The 17457-nt window shown below is 37.1% G+C and carries 17 protein-coding genes; 9 read left to right on the forward strand and 8 right to left on the reverse strand.

Annotation, left to right across the window (positions count from 1 at the left end; translation table 11 throughout):
• The first annotated feature begins 41 nt into the window (after nucleotides 1-41).
• A complete protein-coding gene (locus QLG01_RS14655; protein ID WP_151988018.1) occupies nucleotides 42-1004 on the forward strand; it encodes an AraC family transcriptional regulator in 963 nt (320 codons plus the stop codon).
• Nucleotides 1005-1052: 48 nt separating this feature from the next.
• On the opposite strand, the gene QLG01_RS14660 is transcribed toward QLG01_RS14655, so the two are convergent.
• From QLG01_RS14660 to QLG01_RS14670, 3 genes are all read right to left on the reverse strand, one after another.
• On the reverse strand, nucleotides 1053-2918 hold the full coding sequence (locus QLG01_RS14660) for a SurA N-terminal domain-containing protein (protein WP_151988016.1): 1866 nt from the start codon (nucleotides 2916-2918) through the stop codon (nucleotides 1053-1055).
• Nucleotides 2919-3049: 131 nt separating this feature from the next.
• The gene (locus QLG01_RS14665) at nucleotides 3050-3322 is read right to left on the reverse strand and encodes an HU family DNA-binding protein (RefSeq protein ID WP_001043034.1); all 273 of its coding nucleotides are present in this window, start codon (nucleotides 3320-3322) and stop codon (nucleotides 3050-3052) included.
• 168 nt (nucleotides 3323-3490) lie between these two features.
• A complete protein-coding gene (locus QLG01_RS14670) occupies nucleotides 3491-3946 on the reverse strand; it encodes a phasin family protein (protein ID WP_049836542.1) in 456 nt (151 codons plus the stop codon).
• A gap of 208 nt (nucleotides 3947-4154) precedes the next feature.
• On the opposite strand from QLG01_RS14670, the gene QLG01_RS14675 reads away from it, so the two are divergent.
• The 8 genes from QLG01_RS14675 to fdx all read left to right on the forward strand — a co-directional run bounded on the left by QLG01_RS14675 (nucleotide 4155) and on the right by fdx (nucleotide 10265).
• Nucleotides 4155-4802, forward strand: coding sequence for a hypothetical protein (locus tag QLG01_RS14675; RefSeq protein ID WP_282496824.1), 648 nt, complete (start codon nucleotides 4155-4157; stop codon nucleotides 4800-4802).
• Between the two features lie 109 nt (nucleotides 4803-4911).
• Nucleotides 4912-5385: an Rrf2 family transcriptional regulator gene (locus tag QLG01_RS14680; protein WP_004792640.1), complete on the forward strand. Its 474-nt coding sequence runs from the start codon at nucleotides 4912-4914 to the stop codon at nucleotides 5383-5385.
• 1 nt (nucleotide 5386) lies between these two features.
• Complete coding sequence (locus QLG01_RS14685) at nucleotides 5387-6604, forward strand: IscS subfamily cysteine desulfurase (RefSeq protein WP_005304823.1); 1218 nt, start codon at nucleotides 5387-5389, stop codon at nucleotides 6602-6604.
• A gap of 67 nt (nucleotides 6605-6671) precedes the next feature.
• Nucleotides 6672-7058: a Fe-S cluster assembly scaffold IscU gene (iscU, locus tag QLG01_RS14690; protein ID WP_004792646.1), complete on the forward strand. Its 387-nt coding sequence runs from the start codon at nucleotides 6672-6674 to the stop codon at nucleotides 7056-7058.
• 30 nt (nucleotides 7059-7088) lie between these two features.
• The gene (gene iscA, locus QLG01_RS14695) at nucleotides 7089-7409 is read left to right on the forward strand and encodes an iron-sulfur cluster assembly protein IscA (RefSeq protein WP_004792648.1); all 321 of its coding nucleotides are present in this window, start codon (nucleotides 7089-7091) and stop codon (nucleotides 7407-7409) included.
• A gap of 83 nt (nucleotides 7410-7492) precedes the next feature.
• Nucleotides 7493-8011, forward strand: coding sequence for a Fe-S protein assembly co-chaperone HscB (gene hscB, locus QLG01_RS14700; RefSeq protein WP_005304822.1), 519 nt, complete (start codon nucleotides 7493-7495; stop codon nucleotides 8009-8011).
• Nucleotides 8012-8049: 38 nt separating this feature from the next.
• Nucleotides 8050-9909, forward strand: a complete 1860-nt coding sequence (gene hscA / locus QLG01_RS14705) for a Fe-S protein assembly chaperone HscA (protein ID WP_151826383.1) — start codon at nucleotides 8050-8052, stop codon at nucleotides 9907-9909.
• A gap of 17 nt (nucleotides 9910-9926) precedes the next feature.
• Nucleotides 9927-10265 carry an ISC system 2Fe-2S type ferredoxin gene (fdx, locus tag QLG01_RS14710; protein ID WP_004792653.1) on the forward strand — a complete coding sequence of 113 codons (339 nt, stop codon included), beginning with the start codon at nucleotides 9927-9929 and terminating at the stop codon, nucleotides 10263-10265.
• Between the two features lie 51 nt (nucleotides 10266-10316).
• Here the strand turns inward: fdx and QLG01_RS14715 are convergent, their stop codons facing one another.
• The 5 genes from QLG01_RS14715 to QLG01_RS14735 form a co-directional block, all read right to left on the reverse strand.
• Nucleotides 10317-11783 (reverse strand): adenylate/guanylate cyclase domain-containing protein, encoded by a 1467-nt coding sequence (locus QLG01_RS14715; RefSeq protein ID WP_023274248.1) that lies wholly within the window; start codon nucleotides 11781-11783, stop codon nucleotides 10317-10319.
• 56 nt (nucleotides 11784-11839) lie between these two features.
• Nucleotides 11840-12274 carry an HIT domain-containing protein gene (locus QLG01_RS14720; protein WP_004792657.1) on the reverse strand — a complete coding sequence of 145 codons (435 nt, stop codon included), beginning with the start codon at nucleotides 12272-12274 and terminating at the stop codon, nucleotides 11840-11842.
• A gap of 201 nt (nucleotides 12275-12475) precedes the next feature.
• On the reverse strand, nucleotides 12476-15937 hold the full coding sequence (mfd, locus tag QLG01_RS14725; protein WP_282496825.1) for a transcription-repair coupling factor: 3462 nt from the start codon (nucleotides 15935-15937) through the stop codon (nucleotides 12476-12478).
• 134 nt (nucleotides 15938-16071) lie between these two features.
• Nucleotides 16072-16428, reverse strand: coding sequence for a hypothetical protein (locus QLG01_RS14730; RefSeq protein WP_199942155.1), 357 nt, complete (start codon nucleotides 16426-16428; stop codon nucleotides 16072-16074).
• Between the two features lie 82 nt (nucleotides 16429-16510).
• Nucleotides 16511-17443, reverse strand: a complete 933-nt coding sequence (locus QLG01_RS14735) for a Dyp-type peroxidase (RefSeq protein WP_107880363.1) — start codon at nucleotides 17441-17443, stop codon at nucleotides 16511-16513.
• Between the last annotated feature and the right edge of the window lie 14 nt (nucleotides 17444-17457).

The following is a 17457-nucleotide window of genomic DNA, read 5'->3' on the forward strand; positions in this document are numbered from 1 at the left end:
GTTGATCTATTCTTATAGCTCACTATAATTTTATTAAAATAATGATTGATCATTTAAATATGGATGCACTAAGTAAATTTTTTGATGATATTCACCTGAATAAGTCTGAATACATCTATTTAAAAGCGCAAGGAGAATGGGCTTTTAAAACACAAGATCAATCTGCTTTACTTGCTTATATTGTTTTAACTGGTTCTGTATATATTCAACTTAACACTTCAGAAAAAATAACTGCGACTGCTGGAGATATTATTTTGATTCCTTCGGGGAAAGCACATAGTGCGACTGACTCAAAATCAACAGCGAGTAAGTTGGTAGATTCTTTAGATATAACGTCGCTTTTTAATGGTCATAGACAAGATGCCATCGAATTTGGTACTTCATCTCCAGATAATACATTATTGCTATCTTTACGCTGCCAAATCGATACTCATATGGCTGGGCCACTTATTAATGCCCTGCCGTCCATCATGCATATTCAGCATGAAAATCAAACTACCCCACCTGAATGGCTACAAATTGGACTTTATTTTCTAGCAATCGAAACTCAAAAAATCAGGCCGGGTCACGACAAAATTATTGATCACTTAGTCAGTATTTTGCTCATCGAATGCATTCGTGATCATATTCAACGGATGACAGATCAACAAAACTGGTTAAATGCTTTAACTCATCCCGAACTAAGCAATGCGCTATCTGCGATTCATAGCCAGCCAGAAGTCACATGGACAGTTGAATCTTTAGCTGAACAATGTTGTATGTCACGTTCTAAATTTGCAAATTTGTTTAGTAGTATTATTGGTGAGCCACCTCTAACTTATTTACAGCATTACCGTTTCCGTTTAGCCAGTCAGTATTTACGCACAAGTAATTTATCAATTCAGCAAATATCAAATAAGGTTGGCTATTCATCCGAAACAGCATTTAGTCAGGCCTTTAAACGAATTTTTGATTTATCTCCTAAACAATATAGACAGCAATATATTGGACACAGCTTAGATTAACTACCAATAAAAAAAGCGCCGAGGCGCTTTTTTTATTGAATCAAATTATTATTTAATTTTTGCATGTGATTTTAAATATTGACTGTAATCTTCTAATATTTGTTGACCACGTGACTGACGATAAAGTTGCTTTAACTGCTGCAACTGATCAGCAGGAATAGCATTCGCAGCAGATGAATTTACATTTGAAACTGCAACAACAACTAGCTCATTTGGTAAATTTGCAGTTGTAACAGACCACATACCTGGCTTAGGTGTAGCTGCACTAAATGCCGCGCGCTCAATTTCACGCTTTAATCCTTGTGAACGACTAAATACGCCAGCCGATTCAAATGCTACTTTATTTTTAGCAACTACTTGATCTGCTGGTTGAGTTTTAAATTCAGCTAGCATTGTAGCAATTTTAGCTTGAACAGCTTTACGCGCTTTTTCATCGATAACTTTTGCTTTTGCTTCATTCATCGCCTGTGCTAAAGGTTTTACACCAGCAGCATGATAATCACGTACTTTAACCCATACCGTATCACCATTCGCTAACTGAATATTAGAGGATGCATTACGGTCACCATTTTTCACGTCATCATTAAACAATTTAATTTTAACGTTTGGATCACTTAAATATGGATTTTGTGTAGCTAAAGTTACGCCATTTAATGATTCAACTTTTGTACCTTTTACTTCTTGTACAACAGCTTCTAAAGAATCATTACCAACAATCGTTTCATTTAAACTGTTTACGGTATCTGAATAAACAGTTGCAACTTTATTCTTTTCAACCTCAGCAGTTAAACGCGCCTTCTCTGCTTCGAATGAAGGGATTTGACTAGCTTGAGTTTCTGCCTCAATAATATGATAACCATATTGAGTTTTTACTGGTTGAGAAATCTGTCCATTTTTCAAGCTCACTACAGTTTTATCAAATGCATCGGAAAAAACACCTGGTGCATACGCTTCAACTAAACCACCTTTTGCTTTCGAACTTGGATCTTCAGAGAACTGAGATGCAGCTTGTGCAAATGTCAGACCGCCTTGAATTTTCGCATATACTTCTTTAGCAAGTTTTTGAGCTGCGGCATCATCACGAGCATCAGTAGTAATTAAAATATGCTTCACAGTACGTTTAGCATCTTTTTTCTGAGTTTCAACAAACTTGCTATACGCTTGTTGAAGTTCAGCTTCAGTTGCAGGAGCTGGTTTAGCCATTAGTGATGGCGATACAACCACATAATCCACATCAACAGAAGATTGTTGTTTAAACTCATTTTGGTGTTTGTTGTAATAATCTGTAGCTTCTTGATTAGAAGCAGTTAAACCAGTTTTATAACCATCTAATTTAATACTAGCCAAATGTAATGTACGTTGTTCAGTTTGCAAATTCGCAATTTGCATTAAATCAACTTTACTTACTAAAGAGTAATCAGAAAAAGTTGATGTTAGCATTTTTAAAGCATGATCTTGACGAAGACTAGCGATTAAGCCCTGACTTGTCATACCAATAGAACGTAAGTAATTTTCATAGAGTTTTTGCGAGAACTGTCCATTCTCTTGCAAACTAGGCTGTTGAGCTAACATTTGCTCAATTTGAGTATCACTAAGTGAGATACCTAATTTTTCAGCTTGTTGAATTAGTAAATTACGCGACACTAAAATATCGAGTGCCTTAGCCTGAATAACAGGCAAATTAAGTAAACTCTCATCGCCTTTAACAGCAGCTAAATATTGTTCTTTGTAAGACTGAGTTAAAGTTTCAAGGTCTTTTTTAGATATTTCTTGGCCATTTACTGTTTTTGCAACATCAGCCTTGTTTCCCCTATTAAAATATCCTTCAATACCTACAAGTGCTAAAGGGGTCAAAAACAAAATTAGAAGGACTTTGCCGAGCCAACCCTTAATGACTGTACGAAACGATTCCATAAGTATTCCAATATTTTATTTCGAGGAGAATTTTAACTGAAAAACCACAATCAATGAATGAGCAATATTGGTCAATTCAGATTTTTAATAAAAAACGCGCCTATATTGGCGCGTTTAATCATCTTAAAAGATTAAGCTACTGAATCTTTAAGACCTTTACCAGCTTTGAAGCTAGGTACTTTTGTTGCTTTAATTTGAAGCTCTTCACCAGTTTTAGGGTTACGACCAGTGCGTGCAGCACGTTCTTTAACACTGAAAGTACCAAAACCAACTAAAGTTACTGTGTCACCTTTTTTAAGTGCTTCAGTAATTGACGCAATTGTCGCATCGAGTGCCTTGCCTGCATCAGTCTTAGATACTCCCCCTTTTTCAGCAATTGCATCGATTAATTCTGATTTATTCATGAATAAAACATCCTCTTAATATCGTTTGTTTAAGGTCCAAGGCTATAGTTTAAAAGGCCATGACGCCTTTATAGCAATGCTTTGGGGGAAAACGCAATACTAGAGCAGGGCTTTTAGCGAAAATAAATGCTAAAAAACTGTTATATATTTGCTAAATCCCAACATTTTTTACTTTTTATTCAATTTTTCTTTCAATTGCTGGTTTTCTTCTATTAAAGCATCCACCTTAATATGAAGCTGTACTAAGAGCTGTTCAATGTGCTGTAAATCCTTCGGAGTGACCAATCCAATCCGGTTTAAAGAATGGTTTACACTGGTATCGAGAATTTTCTCTACTTTATCTTTTGTTTCAGATACAGATTCTTTTGCTTTTTCTGTGACTTTGCCTACAGTGTTATCTGCTAAGTCTCCAGTTTTTGACTCTAGTTCTTCACCAACTTTGACTAAGGAATCAAAGAGTTTGTTGCCCTCTTCTTCTGCACGTGAAAAAGCTCCTAGTCCAGCTAACCAAATTTGCTTGGTATATTTTCTAAAATCCAGAGCTGATTTTCTTGAACTTCTTGATTTTAATTTATTTTTTTCTTCTGACTCTTCTGCCTGTGTCTCTATGTTTGCATTATCCATTAATCTAAACTCCTAATCAGATGAGAGAGATGATGACTGATTTGACCACAAAATATTTCTATAATATCAAAGTAAAGACTTGATCCATTTACAAAACTGTTCTACAAAGCAATTAAGTCATGTAAATATATTTAACACGACATTGTGTTAAGTTTGGGATAGGATGTCCCATTCTTCGGTTAACTGCTATTTGTAAGGATAAACTTTTATGAGTGAAACGCAACAAAGACAAAAACATCCCCGTCTGTTGCTGAATATCGTTCTAATTATTTTAGAAACTTTCTTTTCATTTATTCTCACCCACGATGGTGTTCTTCGCTTGCAAGCGAAAAAGTTTATTTCAAACAAAACGACTATTCGTATCAATAGCTATCTACCTTTTTTTGACTTTTATGTTCAATTTACAGAAAAGGGTTTGCTATTCGATATCCATTCTTTTGACCGACGTATTGATCTTGAAATCAATAGTACGCTTATCGACTTAATTAAGATTTTCGCTTTTTCAAACCAGCGCAGTCTTAAAAATATGCGTATTGATGGTGATGAAGAAACTAAAAAAGAGTTATTAGACTTAATTTCACACCTTACTCTGCCTAAACTTTTAGCAGACTGGAAGCAATGGTTTAATTCACCTGATGATGAAGCTGAAGCTCTTGCTTCACGCAAAAGAATTGCCCCATTGCTTGAAAAAATTGATCAACAACGATCAGAAATCAATTCACTTCATGTGGAAATTAAACAATATCAAAATCGAATTACTCGCTTACAGCAGCGTCAACGAAATATTAACTTCTCCTTTGGTATAATTAGCCTGATATTTATTGTTTATTTCATATATAATTTGTGGGTTGCTTAAATTATTTTTCCATTTTGTTCCTGCACTTGAATTAAAAATAAAAAAACTTGACTATTTTAGTCGGGATTCATAAAATCCTATTATCTAGTCTTAACATGTGTATCGAATCATGCGCCTTACAACTCGCGGTCGCTACGCAGTGACTGCTCTACTTGATTTAGCTTTGCAGCCAACTGAACAAACGATCACGCTCGCCGAAATTGCAGCTCGCCAATCCATTTCAGTTGCTTATTTAGAACAGTTATTCGCAAAACTTAAGCGTCATGGGTTAGTTTCTAGTGTTCGTGGTGCAAATGGTGGTTATCATTTGGCTCGAAATGCTGATGAAATTACTGTGTTAGAAATTATTGAAGCTGTAAATGAAACTGTTGATGCAACTCGTTGCGACCATAAAGGTAACTGCCAAAATGGTGCAATGTGTCTCACACACGATTTATGGCAAGAACTCTCTCATCATATTGCCGACTATTTAGCAAAAATCTCTCTTGCCGACCTCATTAGCCGAGACAACGTTCAAACTGTTGCATTACGCCAAAATGTGACTGGCATAGATTCAGCTCTTTTATCGGGTACAGGTATTTGATATGAAACGTCCAATTTATCTTGATTACGCAGCAACCACTCCAGTAGATCCGCAAGTTGCAGAACGTATGATGGAGTGTTTAACTTTCGACGGTACCTTTGGTAATGCTGCATCTCGTTCCCACGCTTATGGCTGGCAGGCAGAAGAGAAAGTTGAATATGCACGTGAGCAAGTTGCAAATTTAATTAAAGCTGATCCACGTGAAATCGTTTGGACTTCTGGTGCAACTGAATCAGATAACCTTGCTCTAAAAGGTGTAGCACAATTTTATGCATCTAAAGGCAAGCATATCATTACAAGTAAAATTGAACACAAAGCTGTTCTAGATCCTTGTCGTGAATTAGAAGACCAAGGTTTTGAAATTACTTATTTAGAACCAGAACCACAAACTGGTTTAATTACCCCTGAAATGGTAAAAGCTGCCCTTCGTCCTGATACTGTTCTTGTTTCTCTTATGATGGTAAACAACGAAATCGGTACAGTTACAGATGTAGCAGCAATTGGTGAATTAACACGTGCCAATAAAACCTTCTTTCATGTAGATGCTGCTCAAGCTGCTGGTAAAGTTGAAATTGACCTATCTACTATGAAAATTGACCTAATGAGTTTCTCAGCTCATAAAATTTATGGTCCAAAAGGTATCGGTGCATTATATGTACGTCGTAGTCCACGTGTTCGTTTAAAAGCACAAATTCATGGCGGTGGTCATGAGCGTGGTATGCGTTCTGGTACTTTAGCTACCCATCAAATTGTAGGTATGGGTGAAGCTTTTGAAATTGCTGGCAAAAGAATGCAAGCAGAACAAGAGCGTATTCGCAAGCTTCGCGACAAGCTTTGGAATGGTTTACAAGATCTTGAACAAGTTTTCTTAAATGGCCATCCAACTCAAAACGTTGCTAACTATTTAAATGTCAGCTTTAACTTTGTTGAAGGTGAATCTTTAATGATGTCGCTCAAAGATGCTGCAGTATCAAGTGGTTCTGCTTGTACTTCTGCAACTTTAGAGCCTTCATACGTTCTTCGCGCATTAGGTTTATCTGATGAGCTAGCACACAGCTCTATCCGCTTCAGTTTTGGTAAATACACAACTGAAGAAGATATTGACCATGTGCTTACAATTACCAAAGCCGCTGTTGAGAAATTACGTGAACTTTCTCCGCTTTGGGATATGTACAAAGAAGGTATCGATCTTTCTACAGTTGAATGGGCTGAACACTAATTCATTGAAATTAGTGTTTTTACCCTCATATTAATATTAGGCTGACCCCGAGGTTTGGAGAAGCGAAATGGCTTATAGCGAAAAGGTAATTGATCATTACGAAAACCCTCGTAATGTTGGTGTTTTAGACAAAAACTCTGAAAATGTAGGTACAGGCATGGTGGGTGCACCAGCATGTGGCGACGTGATGCGTTTACAAATTCAAGTAAACGATAGCGGTGTGATTGAAGAAGCACGCTTTAAAACTTATGGCTGTGGTTCAGCAATTGCTTCTAGCTCACTTGTAACTGAGTGGTTAAAAGGTAAAACTCTTGATGAAGCTCAAGCAATCAAGAATATTGATATCGCAACTGAGCTTGCTCTTCCACCAGTAAAAGTTCACTGCTCTGTACTAGCTGAAGATGCGATTAAAGCTGCGATTGAAGATTACCGCACTAAAAAATCAAAAGCTTAATTTGTTATTACTGTAAACGTTGGAGTTTTCATGATTCATTTAACTGAAAATGCTGCTACTCATATTAGCAATTACCTCAAAAACCGGGGTAAGGGTGAAGGCATTCGCGTGGGTGTGAAAACTTCTGGCTGTTCTGGGTTGGCTTACGTTCTTGAATTTGTTGATTCTGTCGATGAACATGACGAAGTTTTCGAACAATTTGGCGTTAAGGTATTTGTAGATCCAAAAAGTCATGTCTATTTAGAAGGCTTAGAAATGGACTACGTCAAAAATGGCCTTAATGAAGGGTTCGAATTTAACAACCCCAATAAAAAAGGTGAATGTGGTTGTGGTGAGTCTTTCACTGTATAACCCATCTCCTTCCATCTCTCATTAAAACAGTGTCTTTTATAGCACTGTTTTAATGTATTTAATTAACGTGGACCTCCTTTCTAATGAATCATTTTGAGTTGTTCAATTTACCCGTAGAACTCGATATCGATTTGGCGAGCTTAAAATCTAGTTTCTTGAATTTGCAGCAGCAATATCATCCAGATAAAGCAGAAGATAAAAATCAGGCATTGATCAAATCAAGTGAAATCAATCAAGCTTTTAAAACATTATCGCAAGTAGATAGCCGCGCAGCTTATCTTTTAGCATTAAAAAAGCAAGATCATCACCTTGATCAATCTATTAGCGATTTTGAGTTCTTACAATCAGCTTTGGAACTTCGCGAGCAACTTGATGAAGCAACCTCCCCAGAACATCTAAGCACTCTTAAACAAGAAGTGTTTCAATGGATAGAAAGTTTAGTTCGCGAATTTAAAATTGATTACTCAGATGAAGACTGGGGTGAAGCTCGCGATACTGTACGTAAATTACGGTTCTTTCAGCGCGTTCTTAATGATATTGAAAAAGCAGAAGATCAAATGTTGGATGACGAAGACAACTTTGATTTAGACGACGATTTTTAATTTTGCTTTTTCCAATTTATATTCAAGGGATTTAACTCATGGCACTTTTGCAAATTGCTGAACCGGGTCAATCCAGTGCCCCACACCAACACCGCATTGCGATTGGTATCGACCTAGGAACAACACACTCCTTAGTTGCGACAGTGTTATCAGGCAAGCCTAAAGTACTCAATGATGAAAAAGAAAGAAGACTCCTTCCTTCTATTGTGCACTATGGAAACGATGCAACTCACTACGGTGAAGAAGCAAAGCCTTTCCTTATTGCCGACCCGAAAAATACAATTGTTTCTGTAAAACGCTTTATGGGTCGTTCAAAAGCGGATATCAAATTTCAGCATCCATATGAATTAATGGGTTCTGAAAATGAGATGCCAGCTTTTGAAACACGTGCTGGTCGTAAAACCCCTGTTGAAATTTCTGCAGAAATTTTAAAACAATTAAAAGATCGTGCTGAAACTAGCCTACAAAATCCAGTAAATGGTGCAGTTATTACTGTTCCTGCCTATTTTGATGAAGCTCAGCGACAAGCAACTCGTGATGCAGCACAACTTGCTGGTTTGAATGTACTACGTTTATTAAATGAGCCAACTGCTGCTGCTGTGGCTTATGGTTTAGACCAAGAAACTAATTTAGCTACAGATCATAACTACGTAATTTATGATTTAGGTGGTGGTACTTTTGACGTATCAATTTTGCGTTTCTCACAAGGTGTCTTTGAAGTATTAGCTACAGGTGGCCACACTGCTCTAGGTGGTGACGATTTAGACCGTCTCATTGTTAAATGGGCTAAAAAGCAGTTAGATATTGATACTTTGAGCGATGAAGCATATGCAGTATTTATGGTTGCTGCTCGTCAAGCTAAAGAACAATTATCTACTCAAGAATCAGTTCAGTTAAAATTACTTGAAAATGTGTTAACACTGGACCGTCCAACTTTTGAAAGTATTATTCAAGTTGCTTTAGATAAAACAATCAGTGTTTGTAAGCGTGTTTTACGTGATGCAAAACTTGAATTATCAGATATTCAAAATGTTGTTTTAGTGGGTGGCTCTACGCGTTCGTATGCTGTTCAACAAGCGGTTCGTAATGTATTTAATCAAGAACCCCTTTGCACGATCAACCCAGATGAAGTGGTTGCAATTGGTGCTTCAATTACTGCCAACCAATTAATTGGAAACACTCAAGACGGTTCATTACTTTTAGACGTAACTCCTCTTTCACTTGGTCTAGAAACCATGGGTGGATTAGTAGAGCGCCTTATTTCACGTAATACTGCTATTCCAGTTGCACGTCGTCAAGAATTCACAACTTATCAAGATGGCCAAACTGCCATGCTTATTCATGTGGTTCAAGGTGAACGAGATTTGGTAGAACATTGTCGTTCATTAGGAAAATTTGTCCTTCACGGCATTCCACCAATGACGGCTGGTCAAGCACGTATTGAAGTTACCTTTCAGGTAGATGCAGATGGTCTACTTACTGTTTCAGCTCGTGAAACAACTTCTGGTGTACAGGCTCAAATTGATATTAAACCATCTTATGGCTTATCAGAATCTGACACTGAGCGCTTATTAATTGAAGGTTTCCAACACGCGGAAGAAGATAAAAATCTACGCCATTTAAAAGAAACCAAAGTTGAAGCCCAACGTGAACTTGAAGCATTAGAACAAGCTCTCAAAGTTGATGCTGATTTGCTTAATGATGAGCAGCTTGAAGCACTTAAAACTGCTGAAAATTTGCTAAAAGTTCAGCTTGAAGGCAATGATATTCAAGCAATTGAAAAAGCTGTAGAACAACTTAAAGTACATAGTGATGCTTTTGCCGCACTACGTATGAATCGACATATTGACCACGCCTTAAAAGGTACAAAACTTGAAGATTGGTCAAATTCAAACTAAAGGTATAGGTGATCAATATGCCCCGTATTAAAGTACTTCCTCATGCTCAGTTTTGCCCTGAAGGCGCAGAATTTGAAGTTGAACAAAATGCAAATCTTTGTCAAAGTTTGCTTGATCGAGGAATTAAAATTGAACACGCTTGTGACATGTCGTGTGCATGTACAACTTGTCACGTAGTCGTTCGTAAGGGTTTTGACAGCCTAGAAGAAATGGATGATGTTGAAGCAGATCTTTTAGATCGCGCTTGGGGTCTTGAACCAGATTCTCGTCTCTCTTGCCAAGTGAAGATTGTTGATGAAGATTTAGAAATTGAGATTCCTAAATATACAATCAATCACGCATCCGAAAGCCATTAAAATAAAAAAGCTGCTTTTAAAGCAGCTTTTTTTTACTTCACGTTTTAAGCTTTACACCTGATCTTGTTGATCAATTTCAATAGGCTTAACTTCATCTTCAAGTCTTAAACGTGCAATACCTTGAGTATTAATTAAAGTTTGTTGAACTTTAAGTCGTTGAATCATTTTCTCAAGTACTTCTACTAATTCAGGGTACTCATAGTTTTGTACTTCTTCTAAATTAAGTACTAAATGAAAGCCTTTATATTCATAGTCGAACCATTGCTGATGATCTGACTTATTCCCTGTGTATTTCTCCATTACCTGCCATGTCTTCACAGCACCTTGAATACCTTTTAAGTAAATTGGTGTTTTTGGAGCACAAAGAAAATCACTTTTAATTAATTGATAAGTATCATCTGAAATTAAAATTTCATCTATTTCAGCAGCGTATTGTAAACGAGCTGCCAAATTCACATCACGACCTACAATAGTATAAGCCATACGATGTGTTGCCCCATAGTTCCCTACGTGGCAGTAACCAGTACTAATTCCCATGCGAATATGTAAGGCTGAGTAGCCCATTTTTTTCCAACGCTCACGCAGCAATTTCATTTGCTGACGCATAGCGATTGCCATTTCTACACAGGCTTTTGCATCTTGCTCTACACCCTGAGAATTCGGATCACCAAAAAATATGAGGATGGCATCCCCCATAAATTTGTCGACGGTAGCTTCATACTGCTTGGCAATTTCCGTCATATGGCTTAAATAGTCATTAAGCAAAAATGCCAAATCATCAGGGATTAAAGTTTCTGATAATTCTGTAAAACCCTGAATATCAGAAAAAAATACAGTCATTTTTTTTCGTTTATATTCAATTTTTGCTTCTGCCTCACCGCGCATGATAGATTGCCACAACTGTAGTGGTGCATATCGGCTTAACTGATTAGCAAAAGCAATATAGCGGGTCATTTGGTCATAGTAATGTTGACGCTGCTGACTGATTTTTTTAACCCAACGATGTTGGTAGTAATTTCCAATGGTAATAAACATGACCAAACCCAAGAGTGTAATTACAGTTAACTCTTGGCTAGTAGGTTCAAAATATGTATAAAAACCAAATAGGAAAAAAGTACTTAAATAAAAAATAATCGCGCCTAGCAGGCTCGTCAAACAAATAACTGCGAAAGAAATACGACTATTAATTGCAGAATAAAATAATGCAAATACCGCAATAAATGTAGGGACTAAATTGAGATGCAGCCCTGCCAAGGTAACCGCTACAACAATTGCATCAATTGCAAAAAAGACACTTTTTTGAGTTTTCTTATCGAATTGGTATTGAAGCCAATGTTCTAACTTCGAACTAATAAAAAGTAAAAAGAGAAAAAAAGGAGGAACGTAGATCTGATAATTTGTATTAGGTGAGGTAAAAGCATAGATCACTAAAATTAAGGACAGAATTGAATATCCCATCAAACGATGAAAATATGCAAACTGCTTAGGCTCTCTATCGATAAACCTCTCTAATTGCACCCTGTCCTCCATACCTCAATGTAGCCACATTCGTATAAATGTGGCATTGCATTGATTTAATCCATGCGCCAATCAAAAGGCATATCACCTTGACCACGTAAAGCAAGCATAAGGGTTTGACGCATATGAGCCAGTACATCATTTGTATATGGAACTGCAGGTGTTCCCCAAACTGGCTTAGGCCATGCAACATCATTTTGATAACGTACAACATGATGGAAATGCAACTGAGGTACCATGTTACCTAAAGCTGCAACATTCATTTTATCAGCACGGAATACTCGAGCTAGCTGGCTAGATAACCAACTTGATTCACGTAAAAACTGTTCTTGATCAGCTTGGCTCAATTCATATAATTCTGTGATTCCCGGTACACGAGGGATTAAAATCAACCACGGGAATTGCATATCATTCATTAAACGACATGTTGAAAGCGGAAAATCGCCGACAAAAAAAGTATCTTGAGCAAGTTGTGGATGCAAACTAAACATATCTTTTATAAATGACAATAAACAATAATGGCTAATACTATCACATCAGTTTTGATGTGAGTATTGCTAGTGGCTGGTTTGATTACAAATAACAATGATTTTATGCACTTATTCCTCCTGTGATCCGAGAAATCGTGCATAAAATTCTGATATCAGCTTTTAAAAAATTTGTATGAGATTAAAATCACTTTGAAACACTATTTAAGCATGTAATTCATTTAATAATTTAGCTAATAAATCATTAATAAATTGAATGCGTTTTTCCTGTTCTTCTAACTGAACCATAACTTTTAAACGCTGTCCGCCTTCCATACGATAATAGGTCGGATGCTTCTGCATCAGCTGAATAATGCTAATCGCTTGAACAGGTGTATCAGGTGAAAATTCAATATTACCACCTTGAGTATTAATATCGATTTTTGTGATACCCAGTTGCTCGGCTTTCAAGCGAATCTGATGGACAGTAAACAAATGTTTAACCGATTGCGGAGGAACCCCAAAACGATCAATAAGTTCCATACGGATATTATCGAGTTTTTCTTGTGTGTCTGTATTACTAATACGTTTATAGAACAATAAACGCTGATGCACATCTCCTAAATATTCATCTGGAATCAATGCCGGAATATGTAAATTAATTTCCGCAGTCAGCGATAAAGGTGCATCAAAATTCGGTGTTTTACCTTGCTGAATTGCCTTAGTGGCTTTTTCAAGCATTTCCATATACAAGCTATATCCAATTGCCTGCATTGAACCGCTTTGTTGTTCACCTAAAAGCTCACCAGCACCGCGAATTTCTAAATCCTCTGTAGCTAACATAAAGCCAGCACCGAGAGTGGAAGCTCGCTGAATTGCATCCAAACGTTTTTCTGCATCGCCTTTTAAGTGTTTTATAGAAGGAACTAACAAATAAGCATAGGCCTGGTGATGTGAACGCCCTACACGACCACGTAATTGATGTAATTGAGCCAAACCAAGTTTATCGGCCCTTTCTATCAAAATTGTATTGGCATTTGGAACATCAATTCCGGTTTCAATAATGGTTGAACATACCAATACGTTAAACTCTTTGTGATAGAACTGCTGCATCACTTGTTCGAGCTCTCTTTCTCTCATTTGCCCATGTGCAACTGCCACACGAGCTTCAGGCACAAGAACACGGATGTTTTCAGCAGCCCGTTCAATCGTATCAACTTCATTGTGTAAGAAATATACTTGTCCACCACGTAGTAACTCACGCAGAATCGCCTCTTTCACAGAGGCTTCTGTATGCTCTTGCACAAAGGTTTTAACAGCTAAACGACGGGCTGGCGGTGTAGCAATGATAGATAGATCACGCATTCCCGAAAAAGCCATATTTAAAGTTCGTGGAATAGGCGTTGCTGTAAGCGTCAGCATATCTACATCTGCTCGTAACGCTTTGATACGCTCTTTATCACGTACACCAAATCGATGTTCTTCATCGACTACCATTAGGCCCAAATCTTTAAATTGCACATTTTCTTGTAAAAGTTTATGTGTTCCCACCACAATATCAACTTTACCAGCAATTAAATCTTCAATATTTTTTGTATGGGTTTTACTTGAGCCAAAGCGTGATAGCACTTCTATACGCACAGGCCAATCAGCAAAACGATCTTTAAAAGATTCATAATGTTGTTGTGCAAGTAAAGTCGTAGGCACTAAAACAGCAACTTGCTTGCCATTTTGCACAGCAACAAATGCGGCTCGCATTGCCACTTCAGTTTTACCAAAACCTACATCACCACAAACAAGTCGATCCATAGGTCTAGCTTGCTGCATATCGTGAAGCGTCGCTTCAATAGCATTCGCCTGATCGAGTGTTTCTTCGTAGGCAAATCCACTAGCAAATTGCATATAAAGCGATTGATCGAGTTCGAAACCAAAACCAGGTTTTGACTGACGACGTGCTTGTATATGTAATAATTCGGCTGCTACATCATGAATTTGTTCTAAAGCTTTACGTTTAGCTTTACTCCACGCATCACTTCCAATTTTATGAAGTGGCGCTAGATCTGGATCGCCACCACTATAGCGACTGATCAGATGCAAATTAGTCACAGGAACATAAACTTTTGCTCCTTCAGCATAATTGAGTTGCAAGAATTCATAATCTTGCCCTTCAATTGCTAAAGTAACTAATCCTGCATAACGTCCCACACCATGATCAATATGAACAACTGGGGCATCAATACTGAGTTCAGTCAAACTGCGAATTAAGAACTCTTCTGAAACTTCTTGCTGACGTTTACGACGACGCTGAACTACCCGATGTTCATATAACTGATTTTCTGAAATTACAGTTAATTGGTCTGTTAAAACTAAGCCACGGTCGAGCGGTGCATTTGTAATAGCAATCGCAAACTGACTCGTTTGAAATTGTTCAAAACTGTCTACACTAGGGATATCTCCCAGACTAGCACGTAAACCATCTCTTAAGCTTTCACGTCGGCCTGCACTTTCTGCAACCAATAAAACGGGATGATTTGCTTCATCAATATATTTTTTGACGACGGTAAACGGTTTTTCCTTTTTTGGATCGACTGCTAATTTTGGCGGCTGCTCAGTCTTAAGATTTAATGCACCAGCTTTTTCTTCAACCAATTCGGCACTTACAAGCATACGCGGAAACTGGTTTAAAGCACTGAGTAAATGGTTTGGAGCAATAAATAATTCTTCAGGAGGAAGAATTGGCTGATCTACATTATGACGTCTGTCTTCGTAGCGACGGAAAACTTCTTTCCAAAAATTAGTTAAATCAGTGTCTACATCATCAGTTGTAATTACAATGCAATCCTTTGGTAAGTACGTTGTAAGTGTACTTTGCGATTGCATTTGTGCTTTATCAAAAAATAATGGTAAATAAAACTCAATTCCTGGTGAAGCAATTCCCTCTAAGACATCTTGATAAATCGGGTTTTTCTTAGGATTAGCAGTAGGAAAAAGTTCAGAATATCGATCTCTAAAAATTGAGCGGGCTTCTTTTAATGGGAATTCTTTTGCAGGTAAAACTGTAAAACTTTTTAAAGCTGTAGTCGTTCTTTGTGTTTCTGGATCAAAGAATTTTAATGTATCAATTTCATCATCAAACAAATCAATACGGATAGGTGCTTCTTGTCCTGAGGCAAAAATATCCATAATACTGCCACGGACAGCAAACTCACCATGATCATAAACAGTATCTACCAGATGATAACCAGCTTGTACTAAACGTAATTTTTGCTGTTCTAAATCAAATTTTTGACCTACACGAATATCAAAATGCTCACCTAAAACCCATGAATATGGTGCAACTCTTTGGGCTAAAGTGCTTGCTGAAAGGAGCAATACCCCCTTCTGAGGCATATTAGATAAAATTGCGAGGCGTTCTGAAACAATATCCTGATGAGGTGACAAACGATCATACGGTAAGATTTCCCAATCAGGGAAAATTGTTGGTTTTATGCCATAAAATTCAAGTTCACTTTCTAATTGAGCTACATGCTGGTTATTTCTGGCAACCACAACAAGTAAAGACGAATGCTGAACAGCAATTTCCTTAAATAGTAATGCAGCAGATGAACCTAATAACGACCCCACCCAACGCTTTTCACCGGCCTTGAGCTGTTGTAAATTCAATTGAGAGATTTCTTGTTGAAACATGTATATGGCTTTTATCAGCTAAGAAGATATAGGCCTAATAGTAGCATGATGTTTTTAGTGAATTGAGTTATTTTTTTGAAAATCAAACTACTAGTTAGCCCTACTTTTTATATTTTTTAATCAATTAACTATGATTATTTATCACGCAAAAACAAAACGTAATATTGATTTAATATTTGTATAATCGCTTTAAGCTGAAGTAGCTTTTCTTGTGTATTTCCTAATCTTTCTACATAGCGCTGGGTTGCGATTTCCAGATCAATTTTTTCATTAATTTGTGGAGTGATGAGGAATAACTTCTGAAGATTATCAAAATTTTGTAATTTACGGTTTGAGAAATACTCAAGATGTTCTGACCATTTCTCATTAATTACTACATCGTTAATGATAGGTCCTCGTTCAGAATCAAATTTTAATTGATTCTCTTGCAAGTAAAGTTGTTCTGGCGCTTGTTTTGAGCCTTGAAAAAGCTGAGTTATCTTCTTAAACATTTCATCACATCATATTAATTTTAAATTTAAGTCATAGAAGCAACCTAAATACTTCCATGACTTAAGCCTTCTAATTTAACGACTATTCATCGCCTAAATCATCAAGAAAATCGACAGTTGGTACAAAAAACAATGTACCAGTCTGGGCAGTACTAAAGTCAAGCAACCGATCAAGATTACCATCCTCATTGCCTAAAAACATGTTTTCAAGCATTTGTCGGGTTGTACTAAATTTACGTGAGTAACCAATAAAGAATGTGCCATATTCATTTCTAGACGGATTTGAAAAAGGCATATTAGCTCGCATAATTTTAAGCTCATTACCTTCTGCATCATGAGCTTTACTTACAACATTATGAGCAGTTAAAGGCTTTTCATCATCACCAAGTTCAACATCATTGAACTTTTTGCGCCCAATCACTTTTTCTTGCTCTTCATCCGTTAATGAACGCCATTTCTCCATGTCATGCGTATATTTTTGAATAAAAGCATAACTTCCCCCGATAAAATCAGGATCTTCATTCCCCACTAACGCCCACTGCGCTGCAATAACGGGTTCAGGGTTCTCAGTCCCATCAACAAAGCCAATAATTGCACGTCCGTCAAAATAACGAAAACCATGAACTTCATCAATTGGATACGTTACTTTACCAAGCTGTTGATTAATTATATTGCCCAGCTCATAACATAAAGCCTGACGATCGGCACGAATATGAAAAAATAAATCACCTGGAGTTGAGACAGCCGTATATTTCGGGCCTCTAATTTCTTGAAATGGCTGTAACTCTTGAGGCTTCGCTTGCTCTGGGAATAAAATATCCCATGCATTTGAACTAAAACCCAACGTCGCATTAAATTTACTTTCTGGGTAACGATTAGACAGACTTCTGGTTAGCGCTGAAAAATTAGCAGCAAAATCTTTTACTTTTTCTATTACAGAATCACCTTGAGCCAGTCCCAATACAATAAATAATGCATTTTCACCAGGAGCGCTCGTTACAGGCTGAATTCTCATACATTCCATAAAAT

The sequence above is a fragment of the Acinetobacter sp. V89_4 genome, assembly GCF_029967875.1.
In the GTDB taxonomy this organism is placed as follows: domain Bacteria; phylum Pseudomonadota; class Gammaproteobacteria; order Pseudomonadales; family Moraxellaceae; genus Acinetobacter; species Acinetobacter oleivorans.

Excerpts from the sequence above, each read along its gene's own strand:
- QLG01_RS14655 (WP_151988018.1), top strand. The coding sequence starts at position 42 with ATGATTGATCATTTAAATATGGATGCACTAAGTAAATTTTTTGATGAT.
- QLG01_RS14720 (WP_004792657.1), bottom strand. The coding sequence starts at position 12,274 with ATGTTTAGTTTGCATCCACAACTTGCTCAAGATACTTTTTTTGTCGGC.
- QLG01_RS14730 (WP_199942155.1), bottom strand. The coding sequence starts at position 16,428 with ATGTTTAAGAAGATAACTCAGCTTTTTCAAGGCTCAAAACAAGCGCCA.
- QLG01_RS14660 (WP_151988016.1), bottom strand. The coding sequence starts at position 2,918 with ATGGAATCGTTTCGTACAGTCATTAAGGGTTGGCTCGGCAAAGTCCTT.
- iscU (WP_004792646.1), top strand. The coding sequence starts at position 6,672 with ATGGCTTATAGCGAAAAGGTAATTGATCATTACGAAAACCCTCGTAAT.
- QLG01_RS14670 (WP_049836542.1), bottom strand. The coding sequence starts at position 3,946 with ATGGATAATGCAAACATAGAGACACAGGCAGAAGAGTCAGAAGAAAAA.
- QLG01_RS14735 (WP_107880363.1), bottom strand. The coding sequence starts at position 17,443 with ATGAGAATTCAGCCTGTAACGAGCGCTCCTGGTGAAAATGCATTATTT.
- QLG01_RS14675 (WP_282496824.1), top strand. The coding sequence starts at position 4,155 with ATGAGTGAAACGCAACAAAGACAAAAACATCCCCGTCTGTTGCTGAAT.
- QLG01_RS14665 (WP_001043034.1), bottom strand. The coding sequence starts at position 3,322 with ATGAATAAATCAGAATTAATCGATGCAATTGCTGAAAAAGGGGGAGTA.
- fdx (WP_004792653.1), top strand. The coding sequence starts at position 9,927 with ATGCCCCGTATTAAAGTACTTCCTCATGCTCAGTTTTGCCCTGAAGGC.
- QLG01_RS14680 (WP_004792640.1), top strand. The coding sequence starts at position 4,912 with ATGCGCCTTACAACTCGCGGTCGCTACGCAGTGACTGCTCTACTTGAT.
- QLG01_RS14685 (WP_005304823.1), top strand. The coding sequence starts at position 5,387 with ATGAAACGTCCAATTTATCTTGATTACGCAGCAACCACTCCAGTAGAT.
- mfd (WP_282496825.1), bottom strand. The coding sequence starts at position 15,937 with ATGTTTCAACAAGAAATCTCTCAATTGAATTTACAACAGCTCAAGGCC.
- hscB (WP_005304822.1), top strand. The coding sequence starts at position 7,493 with ATGAATCATTTTGAGTTGTTCAATTTACCCGTAGAACTCGATATCGAT.
- hscA (WP_151826383.1), top strand. The coding sequence starts at position 8,050 with ATGGCACTTTTGCAAATTGCTGAACCGGGTCAATCCAGTGCCCCACAC.
- iscA (WP_004792648.1), top strand. The coding sequence starts at position 7,089 with ATGATTCATTTAACTGAAAATGCTGCTACTCATATTAGCAATTACCTC.